The 14,864-nt window shown below is 67.0% G+C and carries 14 protein-coding genes; 11 read left to right on the top strand and 3 right to left on the bottom strand.

What is annotated here, in order from left to right; genetic code table 11:
* Positions 1–4: 4 nt before the first annotated feature.
* Positions 5–1,705, bottom strand: coding sequence for an AMP-binding protein (locus ACF8NF_RS07455; protein WP_392450344.1), 1,701 nt, complete (start codon positions 1,703–1,705; stop codon positions 5–7).
* 201 nt (positions 1,706–1,906) lie between these two features.
* Between ACF8NF_RS07455 and ACF8NF_RS07460 the strand changes: the two genes are divergently transcribed.
* Complete coding sequence (locus ACF8NF_RS07460; RefSeq protein ID WP_312840035.1) at positions 1,907–2,896, top strand: serine aminopeptidase domain-containing protein; 990 nt, start codon at positions 1,907–1,909, stop codon at positions 2,894–2,896.
* On the opposite strand, the gene phhA is transcribed toward ACF8NF_RS07460, so the two are convergent.
* Together phhA and ACF8NF_RS07470 are read right to left on the bottom strand one after the other, a co-directional pair.
* A complete protein-coding gene (gene phhA, locus ACF8NF_RS07465; protein ID WP_016446498.1) occupies positions 2,830–3,741 on the bottom strand; it encodes a phenylalanine 4-monooxygenase in 912 nt (303 codons plus the stop codon). The genes ACF8NF_RS07460 and phhA overlap by 67 nt on opposite strands.
* A 64-nt stretch (positions 3,742–3,805) precedes the next feature.
* Positions 3,806–4,924 carry a Bug family tripartite tricarboxylate transporter substrate binding protein gene (locus tag ACF8NF_RS07470; RefSeq protein ID WP_392450345.1) on the bottom strand — a complete coding sequence of 373 codons (1,119 nt, stop codon included), beginning with the start codon at positions 4,922–4,924 and terminating at the stop codon, positions 3,806–3,808.
* Between the two features lie 374 nt (positions 4,925–5,298).
* Between ACF8NF_RS07470 and ACF8NF_RS07475 the strand changes: the two genes are divergently transcribed.
* The 10 genes from ACF8NF_RS07475 to rfbC all read left to right on the top strand — a co-directional run bounded on the left by ACF8NF_RS07475 (position 5,299) and on the right by rfbC (position 14,862).
* The gene (locus ACF8NF_RS07475; RefSeq protein WP_016446496.1) at positions 5,299–5,781 is read left to right on the top strand and encodes an Lrp/AsnC family transcriptional regulator; all 483 of its coding nucleotides are present in this window, start codon (positions 5,299–5,301) and stop codon (positions 5,779–5,781) included.
* 135 nt (positions 5,782–5,916) lie between these two features.
* Complete coding sequence (locus ACF8NF_RS07480) at positions 5,917–6,642, top strand: GNAT family N-acetyltransferase (protein ID WP_016446495.1); 726 nt, start codon at positions 5,917–5,919, stop codon at positions 6,640–6,642.
* A gap of 106 nt (positions 6,643–6,748) precedes the next feature.
* The gene (locus ACF8NF_RS07485; RefSeq protein WP_016446494.1) at positions 6,749–7,630 is read left to right on the top strand and encodes an HlyC/CorC family transporter; all 882 of its coding nucleotides are present in this window, start codon (positions 6,749–6,751) and stop codon (positions 7,628–7,630) included.
* A gap of 91 nt (positions 7,631–7,721) precedes the next feature.
* Positions 7,722–9,329, top strand: a complete 1,608-nt coding sequence (gene lnt / locus ACF8NF_RS07490) for an apolipoprotein N-acyltransferase (protein ID WP_017404270.1) — start codon at positions 7,722–7,724, stop codon at positions 9,327–9,329.
* A 178-nt stretch (positions 9,330–9,507) separates the two neighbouring features.
* Positions 9,508–10,032, top strand: a complete 525-nt coding sequence (gene fabA / locus ACF8NF_RS07495) for a bifunctional 3-hydroxydecanoyl-ACP dehydratase/trans-2-decenoyl-ACP isomerase (RefSeq protein WP_016446492.1) — start codon at positions 9,508–9,510, stop codon at positions 10,030–10,032.
* Complete coding sequence (gene fabB / locus ACF8NF_RS07500; RefSeq protein ID WP_016446491.1) at positions 10,029–11,252, top strand: beta-ketoacyl-ACP synthase I; 1,224 nt, start codon at positions 10,029–10,031, stop codon at positions 11,250–11,252. Before fabA ends, fabB begins: the two co-directional genes overlap by 4 nt.
* Positions 11,253–11,415: 163 nt before the next feature.
* Entirely contained in the window at positions 11,416–12,486 is a 1,071-nt protein-coding gene (rfbB, locus tag ACF8NF_RS07505; RefSeq protein WP_392450346.1) for a dTDP-glucose 4,6-dehydratase, read from the top strand.
* The gene (rfbD, locus tag ACF8NF_RS07510; protein WP_392450347.1) at positions 12,483–13,385 is read left to right on the top strand and encodes a dTDP-4-dehydrorhamnose reductase; all 903 of its coding nucleotides are present in this window, start codon (positions 12,483–12,485) and stop codon (positions 13,383–13,385) included. Before rfbB ends, rfbD begins: the two co-directional genes overlap by 4 nt.
* A 41-nt stretch (positions 13,386–13,426) precedes the next feature.
* Positions 13,427–14,317 (top strand): glucose-1-phosphate thymidylyltransferase RfbA, encoded by an 891-nt coding sequence (rfbA, locus tag ACF8NF_RS07515; RefSeq protein WP_392450348.1) that lies wholly within the window; start codon positions 13,427–13,429, stop codon positions 14,315–14,317.
* On the top strand, positions 14,314–14,862 hold the full coding sequence (gene rfbC, locus ACF8NF_RS07520; RefSeq protein ID WP_392450350.1) for a dTDP-4-dehydrorhamnose 3,5-epimerase: 549 nt from the start codon (positions 14,314–14,316) through the stop codon (positions 14,860–14,862). The genes rfbA and rfbC overlap by 4 nt, the downstream gene beginning before the upstream one ends.
* Positions 14,863–14,864 lie beyond the last annotated feature (2 nt).

Here is a 14,864-nt window from a genome sequence, read left to right on the forward strand (position 1 = left end):
GATTTCAGGCGGGATCGCGCAGGGCGCGCCTGAGGATCTTGCCTACATTGGTCTTGGGCAGTTCGTCGCGGAACTCCACCTGCCGCGGGCGCTTGTAGCCGGTGAGCTGGTCATGGCAAAAGCGCATGACCTGGTCCTCGGTCAGCGCCGGGTCGCTGCGCACCACGTAGACCTTGATGGCCTCGCCCTGGCGCTCGTCGGCCACGCCCACGGCCGCGCATTCGAGCACGCCGGGGCACATGGAGATCACGTTCTCCAGTTCGTTCGGATAGACGTTGAAGCCGCTGACCACCATCATGTCCTTCTTGCGGTCGATGATGCGGGTGTAGCCTTCCTGGTCCATCACGCCGATGTCGCCGGTACGCATGTAGCCGTCGGCCGTGAAGGCCTTGGCGGTCTCGTCAGGCTGGTTGTAGTAGCCGCGCATGACGTTGGGGCCCTTGATGCACAGCTCGCCGGCCTCGCCGGCCGGGAGATCGCGGCCTTCGTCGTCCTTGATGGCGATGGAGATGCCCGGCAGCGGCAGGCCGATGGTGCCGCTGAAGGAGGTGGCGGTGACGGGGTTGTTGGTGCCGATGGCGCAGGTCTCGCTCATGCCCCAGCCCTCGATCATCACGCTGCCCGTGACCTGCTGCCACTGGCGCGCCGTGCCCTCGCTGGCGGCCATGCCCCCGGCCTGCGACACGCGCAGCTGCGAGAAGTCCAGCTCGCGGAACTGGGCGTTGTTGAGCAGGGCGTTGAACAGGGTGTTGACGGCCGGCAGGATGTGGAAGGGCCGTTTCTGCAGCACCTTGACGAACTTGGGGATGTCGCGCGGATTGGGGATCAGGCTCAGGCTGGCCCCCATGCGCATGGCGAACAGGCTCACCGTGAGGGCGAAGATGTGGTACAGCGGCAGCGCCGCGATGATGTGCGTGTCCTGCGCGCTGACGCGCCCGTGCAGGGCCGGCGTGAACCAGGCATGCGCCTGCAGCGTGGCGGCCACGATGCAGCGGTGGGTGAGCACGGCACCCTTGGACAGCCCGGTGGTGCCGCCCGTGTATTGCAGGAAGGCCACCGAATCCAGTCCCGCCTGGCTGGGGCGCAGCTCTTTTTGGGCGCCGCGCGCCAGCGCCTGGGAAAAGGTCGTGACCTCGCGCACGGCGCTGCCCTCACCGTCCAGCGGCAGGCTGTAGGCCGGCACCATCTTGGCCAGGTGGCGCACGGCGAAGGTGATCCAGCTGCCATACATGCCGCCCAGCAGATCGCCCATGGCCGTGACGCAGACATGGCGTATGGCGCTGCGCTCGATCACGTCGGCCAGGGTGTGGGCGAAGTTCTCCAGGATGAAGATGGCCGTGGCGCCCGAGTCCTTGAGCTGGTGCTCCAGCTCGCGCGGGGTGTACAGCGGATTGACGTTGACGCAGGTGTAGCCGGCGCGCAGCACGGCCGCCATGCTCACGGCGAACTGCGGCACATTGGGCAGCATGATGGCCACGCGCGCATCGGGCTCCAGCCCCAGACCCTGCAGCCAGGCGCCCAGGCGCGTGGACAGCTGGTCCAGCTCGCGGTAGCTCATCCAGCGGTCCATGCACACCGAGAAGGGCAGGTCCGCATGCTGGGTGAAGGCCTCCTCCAGCAGATGCGTGAGCGAGCGGTATTGCTCGGGATGCACCTCATGGGGCACATCGGCGGGATAGTTCTTGAGCCAGGGCGCAGCGTCCATGCAGGGTACCTTGGGTTGCTGGTGAGACAGGGGAACGGCAAAGGGGCAGGCGCCGGTCGGCCGGCCACCGCTGCGGCTGATTCTGGTCAGGCGGGTGCTTTGCGGTCTACGCGGGGTTGTCCTAGGCAGGGGCCGGCGTCCCCACGAAAGTGCGGCCGCTCTGTGCTACGTTGGCGTTTTTTTCAGGGAGGGCGGGCTGCCGTGAACGCACGCATTCTGCAAATGGTGGCGCTGGGCACGCTTGCCGGCGCCATGGCCTGGCTGGCATGGTGGTGGCCGGAATCGCGCGGGCTGGCGCTGGCAGGAGCGCTGCCGGGCCTGTGCTGGCCGGGCCTGCATCTGGGCTTGCAGATGGTGTTGATGCGCCGCGTGGTGCGCAAGGCCGGCGCACCCGTGCCCGCCTGGCGCACGGTGGCGGCAGCCTGGCTCGCCGAGTGGGCATTGGCCGTGCAGGTGTTTGGCTGGCGCCTGCCCTTCCGGGTCCATGCCGAGGCCGATGGCTGGCCAGGTGACCCGGCCGCAGGTCAAAACGCAAGCCCGGTCACAGGCCAGGTCGGCATGGTGCTGGTCCACGGTTTCTTCTGCAATCGCGCGGTCTGGGCGCCATGGCTGCGGCGGCTCAAGGAACGCGGCATTGCCTGCGCGGCCATGACGCTGGAGCCGGCGCACGGCGCATCCATCGACGCCATGGTGGCTGATCTCGATGCCTGCGCACGCCGCATGGCCCAGGCCACGGGGCGGGCGCCGCTGATCGTGGCCCACAGCATGGGCGGGCTGGTGGTGCGTGCCTGGCTGGGCCGGTTGTCCGCGCAGGAGCGCCGGCAACTGGCTGCCCATGTGGTGACCCTGGCCACGCCGCACCGCGGCACCTGGATGGCGCGCTTCGCCCATGGCCTGCCGGCGCTTCAGATGCGCGAGGACAGTCCCTGGCTGCAGCGCCTGGGGCCGCCGCCGCCCGAGGTGGCCTTCAGCTGCTGGTGGAGCTGTTGCGACAACATCGTCTTTCCCTTCCCCGTGGCCACGCTGCCAGGGCAGCACGCGTACCGCCTGGACGACGTGGCCCATGTGCAGCTGGTGTTCGACGAGCGCGTCTGGCGCTTTTGCCTGGAGCTGCGCGAGCGGCTTCAGGACGCGGAAGTCTGCAGGGCCACTTCACCGGGCAGCAGCGCATCGGCCGCGATGGTCGGCTGATCGCGCAGCTGGCGGTACAGCGGCTCGAAATCGGCGGCCGTGAGGTCGAACAGCTGCTGCAGGTCGTCGATCACGAAGTAGGTGTGCTGGTAGGTGTCGATCTTGTAGAGCGTGCGCATGGCGCGCTCCAGCGACAGCGGCAGGCGCTGCGGCTCGGGGCTGCGCACCGAGTAGTTGAGCTCACCCGAAGAACTCAGAATGCCCGCGCCGTAGGCGCGCAGGCCGCCCTGCTCGCGGATCAGCCCGAACTCGATGGTGTACCAGTACAGGCGCGACAGCATCTCGCAGGCGCCCAGCTCGGCGGCCTTGAGCCCGCCCTGGCCATAGGCCTGGATATAGTCGGCGATGACGGGGTTGAACAGCAGCGGCACATGGCCGAAGAGGTCATGGAAGACATCGGGCTCGACGATGTACTCGAACTCCTCGGGCTTGCGGATCCAGTCCGTGACCGGGAATTTGCGGTTGGCCAGCAGCGAGAAGAAGGGCACCTCGGGAATCAGGCCCGGCACGCCGACGATCTCCCAGCCCGTGGCGCGGCGCAGGCGCTCGTTGACTTCCTCGAAGCGCGGAATCCGGTCCTTGGCGCCCAGCGAGGGCAGGGCGTCGATGAAGTGCTGGCTGGCCAGTCCCGGCAGCAGGGCGGACTGGCGTTCGTACAGGCGCCGGTAGGTGTCGTGGTCGGCCTCGGTGTAGGCGTCGTAGTCCTGCGCGCAGGTGTAGTCGTCGCTGGCGCGGCTGTAGTCGCCGCGCGGGGGGCGGTCGGCCTGGCCGTAGACCACGGGTGCCACACCGGGGGCGTGGGCGGGGGCGTGGGACGAGGTGGGGGTCGCTGCGGTGCTCATCATGGTGCTCTCCAGGGATCTTGTCATTGCTGCCCCGGGCCGGGGGCAGGCAAGGCACCTGCGCGGCTCAGAGCTGGCGGATTCGGGCGGCCTGCACCAGCAGGCCGTATTTGCTGTGCTCGGAGCGCACAAAGCGCGCGAACTCCTGCAGTTGAAGGTCTTCGGGCAGCACGCCCATGGCGGTCAGCGTTTCCTGCACCGGACTGCTGCGCATGGCCTTCGAGAACACGGCGGCATGGCGCTGGGCCAGGTCGGCGGGCCAGCCGGCAGGCGCGAACAGGCCGAACCAGTTGGCGAGGTTGAAGCCCGGTACCGTGTCGTTGAGGCTGGGCACCTCGGGCAGCAGCGGCACGCGTTCCAGCGTGGTCACGGCCAGGGCCTGCAGCCGGCCTGCACGGATGTGCGGCAGCGAGGACGCCAGGCTGTCGAACAGCAGATCGGCCGATCCGTCGAGCAGGGCCGACAGCGCCGGCTGCGTTCCGCCAAACGGCAGATGCAGCAGCGGCAGCCGCGTGAGCATCTGGTACATCTCGCCCGACAGGTGCCCGCTGCTGCCCGGCCCGCCCGAGGCATAGCGCAGCGGCTGGCGGTGCTTGGCAAGAAAGCGCTGCAGGTCCAGCGCCGTGCGTATGCGCCACTGGCGCGCCAGATCGCTGCGCATCACCAGCACATTGGGCATGCGCGCCACCAGCACCAGCGGCTGGAAGTCGCGCAGCGGGTCGTAGCCCAGCTGGGGCTGCAGCCAGGGCAGCACGGCGTGCGTGGCGGCCGCGCCCATCAGCAGCAAGCGGTCCTGGGCCGTGGCCTGGGCCACCATGTTCGAGCCCTTGGCGCCGCCTTCGCCCGGCACGTAAAGAATGTGGATGGCCCCCAGCTTCGCGGAGCTGGCCTCGACCAGAGGACGCGCCGTGCGGTCCAGGGGCCCGCCGGCTGCATAGGGAACGATCAGGGTCAGGGCGTCGGATTTCGCGTCGCGCGCCGGGGCTGTCAAGGCTGTCGGGGGCGGCTGGGGCGGCTGGGGCTGTGCCGAAGCCGGCAGCCAGGGCAGGGCGGCCAGGGCCGCCAGCAGGCTGCGCCGCGCCATCCGGGCCGACGGCTGCGGGCCGGCTGCCGCAGGTGCACGTACTGGCGCAGATGCACGGGCATGGCGTGGCATGGCGCGGGTGGCGTCGTGGCGGGGCGTCATGGCGTGAAGCGAAATGGAGGCGATCCCCGCAGTATAGGCAGCGCCGACTGCCGCTGAGGCCGCACGCGCCCATGTCCTGCGCGCGCCGGGCCGTCTGTGCGCGGGCGGGGAACTGGGCCAGGTTCAGCGGGGCTTTCATGGGGGTCTCCGGCCTTTTTGTGCAGGACAGTGTTTCGGGCGCCCCAGGCATGGCCTGCGGGCTTGCGATCAGTGCTGTCACTGTAGGCGGGAGGGGCTTCAGCTTTTTGCCGTTTGCCCTTGGTGGGAAAATGCGGAATGCATGAAAATTGCGGAATTCTTTTGTTTATCGCAATTTAACTGGTTAATTCGGGTTAACCCTGAAGAAATCCGTACTTATTTACGAGTCCACCGCCATGAGCGCCACGCACACCATCGACAAACTGGATCGGGCCATTTTGCGCCGCCTGCAGGCCAACGGCCGGGAAACCTATGACGTCATCGGGGAGCAGGTCGGCCTGTCTCCCAGTGCCGTGCTGCGCCGGGTCAAGCGCCTGGAAGACAGCGGCGTGATCGACCGCTATGTGGCCCTGGTCCAGCCGGAGACCGTGGGCCTGGGGCTGACCGCCTATCTCAACGTGCGCCTGGAGAAGTACACCGAGACCAGCAAGCGCAACCCCATGGACGTGTTCCGCGCCAGCGTGCAGACTTGGCCCGAAGTGGTGGAGTGCGTGTCGCTGACCGGGGAGATGGACTATCTGATGCGTGTGGTCGTGGCCGACATGCAGCACTACACGCGCTTCGTCATGGACACCTTGCTCAAGCATCCCAGCGTGCAGGATTGCAAGACCAGCTTCGTGATGGACCGCGTCAAGGTGACCACGGCCGTGCCTTTGTAGCCTTCGGGCTCGACAGGCGCCAGGCCGTCGGGTGTTGCAGGGAGGGGGAATTGGTTTGCATGCCAAAACCTTACGGTTTTGTTGCATTGCAATATCTTCGTTGCTCGACCTCGGGTTTTTACCTATATTTGAGCCATGAATGCATCCAAAGACTGGTTGAAGGCGTCCTGGCAGGCCGGCCGGGACATGTTGCGTGCGAGCGCAGGCCAGCCGCACCGTCCCGATGGGCGCTCCGCGTCCATGGTGCCCATTCGTTCGCTGGGCCCGTCCCACCGCGAACGCGTGGTGGCGCATTTGCTCAAGCTCGATGAAGGCGACCGCTACCTGCGCTTCGGCTATGCCGCCAGCGACGAGCAGGTTCGCCGCTATGCGATGCAGCTTGATTTCGAGCGCGACGACATCTTCGGCATCTACAACCGCCGGCTCGAGCTGATCGCCATGGCGCATCTGGCCTTTGCCTCGCATCCCGAGCACAAGAGCTGCGCCGAATTCGGCGTTTCCGTGCTCAAGCAGGCACGCGGCCGCGGCTACGGCGGGCGCCTGTTCAACCGCGCGGTGATCCATGCACGCACCAAGGGCGTGTCCATGATGTTCATCCACGCGCTGTCGGAGAACACGGCCATGCTCAAGATTGCGCGCAAGGCCGGCGCCACCATCAAGCGCGATGGCTCCGAGTCCGAGGCCTACCTGCAGCTGCCGCCCGCCGGCATCGACACGCACATGGCGTCGCTGATGACCGAGCACATCGGCGAGGTGGACTACCAGCTCAAGAAGCAGGCCAAGCAGTTCTGGGATTTCCTGGCCGACGTGCAGGAAATCCGCCGTGGCGTGCAGGATGGCCGCCACCAGGCCGGCGAATAGGCGCAAAACGCCGCAAAGGGAATTGGCGCAGCGCATGCAGGGGTGACGGAGCAATCCGCTATCCTTGCGGCTTGTTTCACTACCGCACGTCCTGCACTCCAAGACAGTGTCCGACCCCCATCCTGCGCGCTCTTCCGAGAAGGAAAGCAAGCGAAGCTTCCTGCAAAAGGTGGCCGAGTTCATCCACCCGGCCCCTGACTCTCCTGACGAGCTGATCGAGACCCTGGCCGACGCCGAGGACAACCAGGTCATCGGCCCCGAGTCCCGCGTCATGCTCGAACGCGTGATACGCATGGCCGACATGACGGCCGGCGACGTCATGGTCGCAGCCCCTCGCATGGACCTGGTCAACATCGACGCTCCGTTCGATGAGCTGCTGCACCAGGTGATCACCACTGCACATTCGCGTTTCCCGGTCTACCAGGGCGAGCGCGAGAACATCATCGGCATCCTTCTGGCCAAGGACCTGCTCAAGCTGCAGCGTTCACCGGACCTGAACATTCGCGCCCTGCTGCGCCCCGCCGCCTTCGTGCCGGAGAGCAAGGGCCTGAATGATCTGCTGCGCGAGTTCCGGGGCAACCGCAACCATCTGGCCGTGGTCATCGACGAGTTCGGCCGCGTGGCAGGCCTGGTGACCATCGAGGATGTGCTGGAGGAAATCGTCGGCGAGATCGAGGACGAGTTCGACATCCCCGAGGACGAGGGCGACATCTTCGCCCTGGCCGACAACAGCTACCGCGTGGCGGGCGACACCACCATCGAGCATGTGAACGAAGCCTTCGAGGTCGCCCTGCATGCCCGCGATCCCGAAGATGAGTTCGACACCATCGGAGGCCTGATCGCCCACGAAATGGGCCATGTGCCCAAGCGCGGCGAGCAGATCCATCTGGCCGGCCTGGAATTCACCGTGCTGCACACCAAGGGCGGCGCCGTGCGCTGGTTCAAGGTGGTGCGCGATCCCGCAGCCGACAGTCTGCTGCGCAGCTGAGGCTGCCCCTTTCTATCCCCACCGACATCTCTCCCGTACCTGGCCGATGCCCCTGTCCAGTTCTTCCGCTTTTTCGCAAGACGGCCGGCGCATGGGCCGGCTCGCCGTGGGCGTGCTGCTGCTGCTTGCGGGTGCAGCCCAGGCCCTGTCGCTGGCCTGGCCCTGGGCGCGCGGCCAGGGCGACGGGCCGCTGAGCCTGGTCGGCGGCTATGGCCGCCCGCTGTGGTGGCTGCAGATTCTGTCGCTGGCCGTGCTGGCACGCGCCCTGCAGACGGCACAGCGCCCGGCCCAGGCGGCGGGGCGGGCCATGCTCTATGCCACCGCCTGGCTGGTGGCCACCTTCTGGTGGCTGTTCATCTCCATGCATGTCTATGGCGGCCTGCCTGCGCCGCTGGCCGTTGCCGCCGTGCTGGCGCTTGCGGCCTTCCTGGGCAGCTACTACGCGGTGGCCGCCTGGGGCTGGCACAAGCTGCGCCCCACCAGCACGGCGGGCGGCGCCTTGCTGTTCGCCGCCGTCTGGCTGCTGGCCGAATTGGCGCGTGGCTGGCTGTGGACCGGCTTTCCCTGGGGCGCGGGGGGCTATGCCCACGTCGAAGGGCCCCTGTCGGTGCTGCCGCGCTGGATCGGCGTCTACGGCACGGGGGCGGTGGCGTCCTGGCTGGCATATTGGCTGGCCGCCTTGGCGGCCGGTTCGCGGGGCGGACAAGCCCTTCGGCCTGCACGGTGCGCGGCCACTGTGGCGGCCCTGGTTCTGGCCTGGGGCGGGCTGTGGTGGCTTCGCGATGCCGCCATCAATGCACCATCGGCCGAACGGCCAGCGCTGAGCGTGGCCATGCTGCAGGGCAATATCCCGCAGGATGAGAAGTTCGAGGCCGGCAGCGGCATTCCGCTGGCCCTGGGCTGGTACGGGCGGGAGCTGCGCGCGGCCACGGCGCAGCTGGTGGTCGCACCCGAGACGGCCGTGCCCCTGCTGCCCCAGCAGTTGCCCGAGGAATACCTGGACCTGCTGCGCGAACCGTATCTGAAGAAGGGAGGCCGGCAGGCGGCGCTGCTGGGCATTCCGCTGGGCTCGGAAGAGGCCGGCTATACGAACTCGGTCGTGGGCTGGCAGCCTGGCCAGATCCAGGACTACCAATACGACAAGCACCATCTGGTGCCCTTCGGGGAGTTCATCCCGCCGCTGTTTCGCTGGTTCACGCAGATGATGAACATACCGCTGGGCGACTTCAACCGCGGCGCGCTGGGCCAGCCTTCCATGGCCTGGGCTGGCGAGCGGCTGTCACCCAACATCTGCTACGAGGATTTGTTTGGCGAAGAGCTGGGTGCACATTTCGGCAATGCAGCGACGGCGCCCACGGTGCTGGTGAATTTCAGCAACATCGGCTGGTTTGGCGACAGCGTGGCGATCGACCAGCATCTGGCCATCAGCCGCATGCGGGCGCTGGAGTTCGAGCGCCCCATGCTGCGCGCCACCAATACCGGCGCCACGGTGGCCATCGACCACCGGGGCGTGGTGACGCACGCGCTGGTGCCTTACGAGCGCGCGGTGCTTGAGGCCAGTGTGCAGGGCCGCGAGGCCTTGACACCGTTTGCGCGCTGGGTGAATGCAGCAGGTCTGGTCCCGCTGTGCGCCGCTGCTGCGGCGGTGCTGCTGGTGGCCTGGATCGGCCGCCGCAGGGCCTCGGTTCAGGGGCTGTAGCCAAGTCCCGCGACCTGGGTCGGCGTGGCTTTTGTGGCAGAGTTTTGATGCGGCCTCGGGGTTTTGTTGCAGTCTGGCAACGTTCAGCCCCGATAATGCGCGGCTGCATGGTCCGCTGCGGGCCGCACCCATTCAGAGATAGAGGTGGCGTCAGTGCCGCCGTGGAGCAAGTTAGACAATGGCCGATTCTTTTTCGTATGAGCAACTGATCGCTTCGGGCGAAGGCAAGCTGTTTTCCGCAGACAGCGGGCGTCTGCCACTGCCTCCCATGCTGATGTTCGACCGCATCACGCACATCGACACGGATGGTGGCGCCCACGGCCTGGGCAAGATCGTCGCCGAACTCGACATCAAGCCTGATCTCTGGTTCTTCGACTGCCATTTCCGGGGCGACCCCGTCATGCCCGGCTGCCTGGGTCTGGACGCCATGTGGCAACTGATCGGCTTTTACCTGACCTGGCTGCGCCTTCCCGGCCGGGGCCGTGCGCTGGGCGCCGGCGAAGTCAAGTTCACGGGCGAAGTGGGTCCTGACGTCAAGCTCGTGACCTACGAAATCGACATCAAGCGCGTGATCAAGCGCAAGCTCAACATGGCCATCGGCGATGCACGCCTGCTGGCCGACGGCAAGGAAATCTACGTCGCCAATGACCTGCGCGTGGGCCTGTTCCTGCGCGAGGGTGAAGGCCAGGGAACGGCAGCATGACCAAACGTCGCGTAGTCATCACCGGCGCGGGCATTGTCTCGTGCATCGGCAACGACCTCGATACCGTGGAGACCTCGCTGCGCGAGGGGCGCACGGGCATCAAGGCCATGCCGAAGTTCACCGAACTGGGCATGCGCAGCCAGGTGGCCGGTGTGCCGGAGATCGACGTCGAGGCACGTATCGATCGCAAGCAGCTGCGCTTCATGGGCGATGCCGCTGCCTATGCGCAGATCGCGCTGGAAGATGCCATCGCCCAGGCCGGCCTGGCTCCCGAGCAGGTCAGCCATCCGCGTACCGGCCTGATCATGGGCTCGGGCGGCGGGTCGCCGGCCAACCAGATCGAGGCGGCCGACACGCTGCGCGAAAAGGGCATTCGCCGCGTCGGGCCCTACCAGGTCACGCGCTGCATGAGCTCCACGGTGTCCGCCTGCCTGGCGACCAACTTCAAGGTCAAGGGCATCAACTACTCCATCACCTCGGCCTGCTCCACCTCGGCGCACTGCATCGGCGCAGCGGCGCAGCAGATCGCCTGGGGCATGCAGGATGTGATGTTTGCCGGCGGCGGCGAAGAGCTGTCCTGGGGCATGGCACTGCTGTTCGACGGCATGGGGGCCATGTCCAGCAAGTACAACGACCAGCCCGAAAAGGCTTCGCGCGCCTATGACGCCCACCGCGACGGTTTCGTGATCGCAGGTGGCGGCGGCGCGGTGGTGCTGGAAAGCCTGGAGCACGCCCAGGCCCGGGGTGCGAACATCCTGGCCGAAGTCGTGGGCTTTGGCGCCACCAGCGATGGCGAGGACATGGTCGCGCCCTCGGGCGACGGCGCCATCGCCTGCATGCAGCAGGCCCTTGAAGGCCTCGAAGGCGGCGTGGACTACATCAACACCCACGGCACCTCCACGCCCGTGGGCGACATGCAGGAAGTGCGCGCCATGCGCGCGCTGTTCGGCGACCAGGTGCCGCCGTTCTCCTCCACCAAGTCGCTGACCGGCCACTCGCTGGGCGCCACCGGCGTGCAGGAAGCCATCTACTGCATGATCATGATGAACAAGGGCTTCATCGCGGGTTCGGTCAACGTGGACACGCCCGATCCCGCGCTGAACGACATGCCCCTGGTCACGCGCACACGCGATGCCCAGTTGAACACCGTGCTGTCCAACAGCTTCGGCTTCGGTGGCACGAACGCCTCGCTGGTGCTGCGCCGCTGGCAGGGCCAGTGAATACGCCCTGGTGTGTAAAAGGCGTGTCCTGAAGGAAAAAGCCCGCCTCTGCGGGTTTTTTCACTGGTGAGCGCCGACAATGCCCAGGTCGCGCGGGAGGCAGCACTGCAGGCTGCTGCCTGAACCCCGAACCAAGAACAATGAAATTTTGCAAGGTTGAACCATGATTCTTGTCACAGGCGGCGCCGGCTTCATCGGCGCCAATTTCGTGCTGGACTGGCTGGCTGCCGGCGATGAGCCGGTGCTCAACGTGGACAAGCTCACCTACGCGGGCAACCTCAAGAGCCTGGAGAGCCTGCAGGGCGATGCGCGCCATGTCTTCGTGCAGGCCGACATCGGCGATGGCGAAGTCCTGGCCCGCCTGCTGGCCGAGCACCAGCCGCGCGCCGTGGTCAACTTTGCGGCCGAAAGCCATGTGGACCGTTCCATCCACGGCCCAGAGGACTTCATCCAGACCAACGTGGTCGGCACCTTCCGCCTGCTCGAGGCCGTGCGCGGCTACTGGAGCGCGCTGGATGCCGAGGCCAGGGCGGCCTTCCGCTTCCTGCATGTCTCCACCGACGAGGTCTATGGCAGCCTGGCGCCAGCGGCACCGGCCTTCACCGAAGACCATAACTACGAACCCAACAGCCCGTACTCGGCCAGCAAGGCCGCCAGCGACCACCTGGTGCGCGCCTGGCATCACACCTACGGCCTGCCCGTGCTGACCACCAACTGCAGCAACAACTACGGCCCGCTGCATTTCCCCGAGAAGCTGATCCCCCTGATGATCGTCAACGCCCTGGCCGGCAAGCCTTTGCCCATCTATGGCGATGGCATGCAGGTGCGCGACTGGCTCTATGTGCGCGACCATTGCAGCGCCATCCGCCGCGTGCTGGAGGCCGGCAAGCTGGGCGAGACCTACAACGTGGGCGGCTGGAACGAAAAGCCCAACGTCGAGATCGTGAACACCGTCTGCGCGCTGCTCGACGAGCTGCGCCCCAAGGCCGATGGCACCAGCTACGCTGCCCAGATCTCCTATGTGAAGGACCGCCCCGGTCACGACCGGCGCTATGCCATCGACGCGCGCAAGCTCGAGCGCGAACTGGGCTGGAAGCCCGCGGAGACCTTCGAGACCGGCATCCGCAAGACCGTGCAGTGGTACCTGGACAATCCCGAGTGGGTGGCCGATGTGCAGTCCGGCGCCTACCGCGAATGGGTCAGCCGCCAGTACACGGAGGGAGCCGGCGCATGAAGCTGCTGCTGCTGGGCCGCAATGGACAGGTGGGCTGGGAGCTGCAGCGCAGCCTGGCGCCGCTGGGCGAGTTGATTGCGCTGGACCGCCAGGGCGACGCCGGTGGCCAGGGCCTGTGCGGCGATCTCTCTCGCCTCGATGAACTCGCACGGACCGTGCGCGCTCTGCGTCCCGATGTCATCGTCAATGCCGCCGCCCACACGGCCGTGGACAAAGCCGAAAGCGAGCCGGAACAGGCGCGGCTGCTCAATGCGCTGGCTCCCCAGGTGCTGGCCCGCGAGGCGGCGCAGACCGGCGCGCTGCTGGTGCACTACAGCACGGACTACGTCTTCGACGGCAGCGGCAGCGCTGCGCGCACGGAGACCGAGGCCACGGCGCCGCTGTCCGTCTATGGCGGCAGCAAGCTCGAAGGCGAGCAGCTGATCCAGGCTTCGGGCTGCCGCCACCTGATCTTTCGCACCAGCTGGGTCTATGCGGCGCGCGGCGGCAACTTCGCCAAGACCATGCTGCGCCTGGCCCAGGAGCGCGAGGTGCTGAGCGTGATCGACGACCAATGGGGCGCGCCGACGGGGGCAGACCTGATCGCCGACGTGACGGCCCATGCCATCCGCCAGGTGCTGCGCCAGTTCGGCGGCGAAGGCCTGCACCATCTGGTGGCCGGTGGCGAGACCACCTGGCATGCCTACGCCAGCCATGTGATCGCCCGCGCCCGCGAACTCGCACCCGACCGGCCCTGGAAGGTGCAGCGCATAGCTGCCGTGCCCACCAGCGCCTTTCCCACCCCGGCGCAGCGTCCGCACAATTCCCGCCTGAACACCGAGCGGCTGCAGCAGACCTTCGGCCTGCGCCTGCCGCACTGGCAGGCCGGCGTGGACCGCATGCTGCAGGAAATCATCTGAGCGCGGTCTCGCGACTCAGCACGAACGACAGGACCCACCCCATGAACGCGCAACGCAAAGGCATCATCCTCGCTGGCGGCTCCGGCACCCGCCTTCACCCTGCCACGCTGGCCATCAGCAAGCAGCTGCTGCCGGTCTACGACAAGCCCATGATCTACTACCCGCTGAGCGCCCTCATGCTCGCGGGCATCCGAGAAATCCTCGTGATCAGCACCCCGCAGGACACGCCGCGCTTCGAGCAATTGCTGGGTGACGGCTCGCAGTGGGGCCTGAAGCTGGAGTACGCCGTCCAGCCCAGCCCGGATGGACTGGCCCAGGCCTTTTTGATCGGCGAAGACTTCCTGGCCGGCGCCCCCAGCGCCCTGGTGCTGGGTGACAACATCTACTACGGACACGACTTCCCCCGCCTGCTCGAACGCGCTGACGCGCGCAGCGAGGGCGCCACGGTGTTTGCCTACCATGTGCAGGACCCCGAGCGCTATGGCGTGGCCGAGTTCGACGCCCAGGGCCGTGTGCTTTCCCTGGAGGAAAAGCCCAGGCAGCCCAGGAGCAACTACGCGGTCACGGGCCTGTATTTCTACGACAGCCAGGTGGTGGAACTGGCAAAGTCCATCAAGCCCTCGGCGCGCGGCGAGCTGGAAATCACCGACCTCAACCGCCTGTACCTGGACAAGGGCCAGCTCAATGTGGAGCTCATGGGCCGTGGCTATGCCTGGCTGGACACGGGCACGCACGACAGCCTGCTGGAGGCCGGCCAGTTCATCGCCACGCTGCAGCAGCGCCAGGGCCTGAAGGTCTCCTGCCCCGAGGAGATCGCCTTCCGCCAGGGCTGGATAGACCGTGCCCAGCTCGAGACGCTGGGCCAGGCCCTGGCCAAGAACGGCTACGGCCAGTACCTGCTGCAGATCCTCAAGGAAAAGGTGCACGCATGAAGGCAACACCCCTGGCCATTCCCGAGGTGATGCTGATTGAGCCCAAGGTCTTTGGTGACGATCGCGGCTTCTTCCTCGAAAGCTTCAACCAGCAGGCCTTCAACCAGGCCACGGGCACGGACCACCAGTTCGTGCAGGACAACCACAGCCGCAGCAAGAAAGGCGTGTTGCGCGGCCTGCACTACCAGCTGCCTCCCCATGCCCAGGGCAAGCTGGTGCGCGTGGTGCGCGGCGCCGTGTTCGATGTGGCCGTGGACATCCGCAAGGGCTCGCCGACCTTCGGCCAATGGGTGGGAACCGAACTGACGGAAGACAATCACCGCCAGCTGTGGGTGCCCCCAGGCTTTGCCCACGGCTTCATGGTGCTCAGCGACAGCGCCGACTTCCTCTACAAGGCCACGGCCTTCTACGCGCCCCAGGCCGATCGCGGCATTGCCTGGGACGACCCGGCCATCGGCGTGCAGTGGCCGCAGCTCGATGTGGAGCTGTCGCTGTCGGACAAGGATCTCAGGCAGCCGCTGCTGGCGGATGCCGAGCTGGCCTGAGC

This window comes from Delftia sp. WSY_22 (assembly GCF_043104185.1).
GTDB lineage: Bacteria > Pseudomonadota > Gammaproteobacteria > Burkholderiales > Burkholderiaceae_C > Comamonas > Comamonas tsuruhatensis.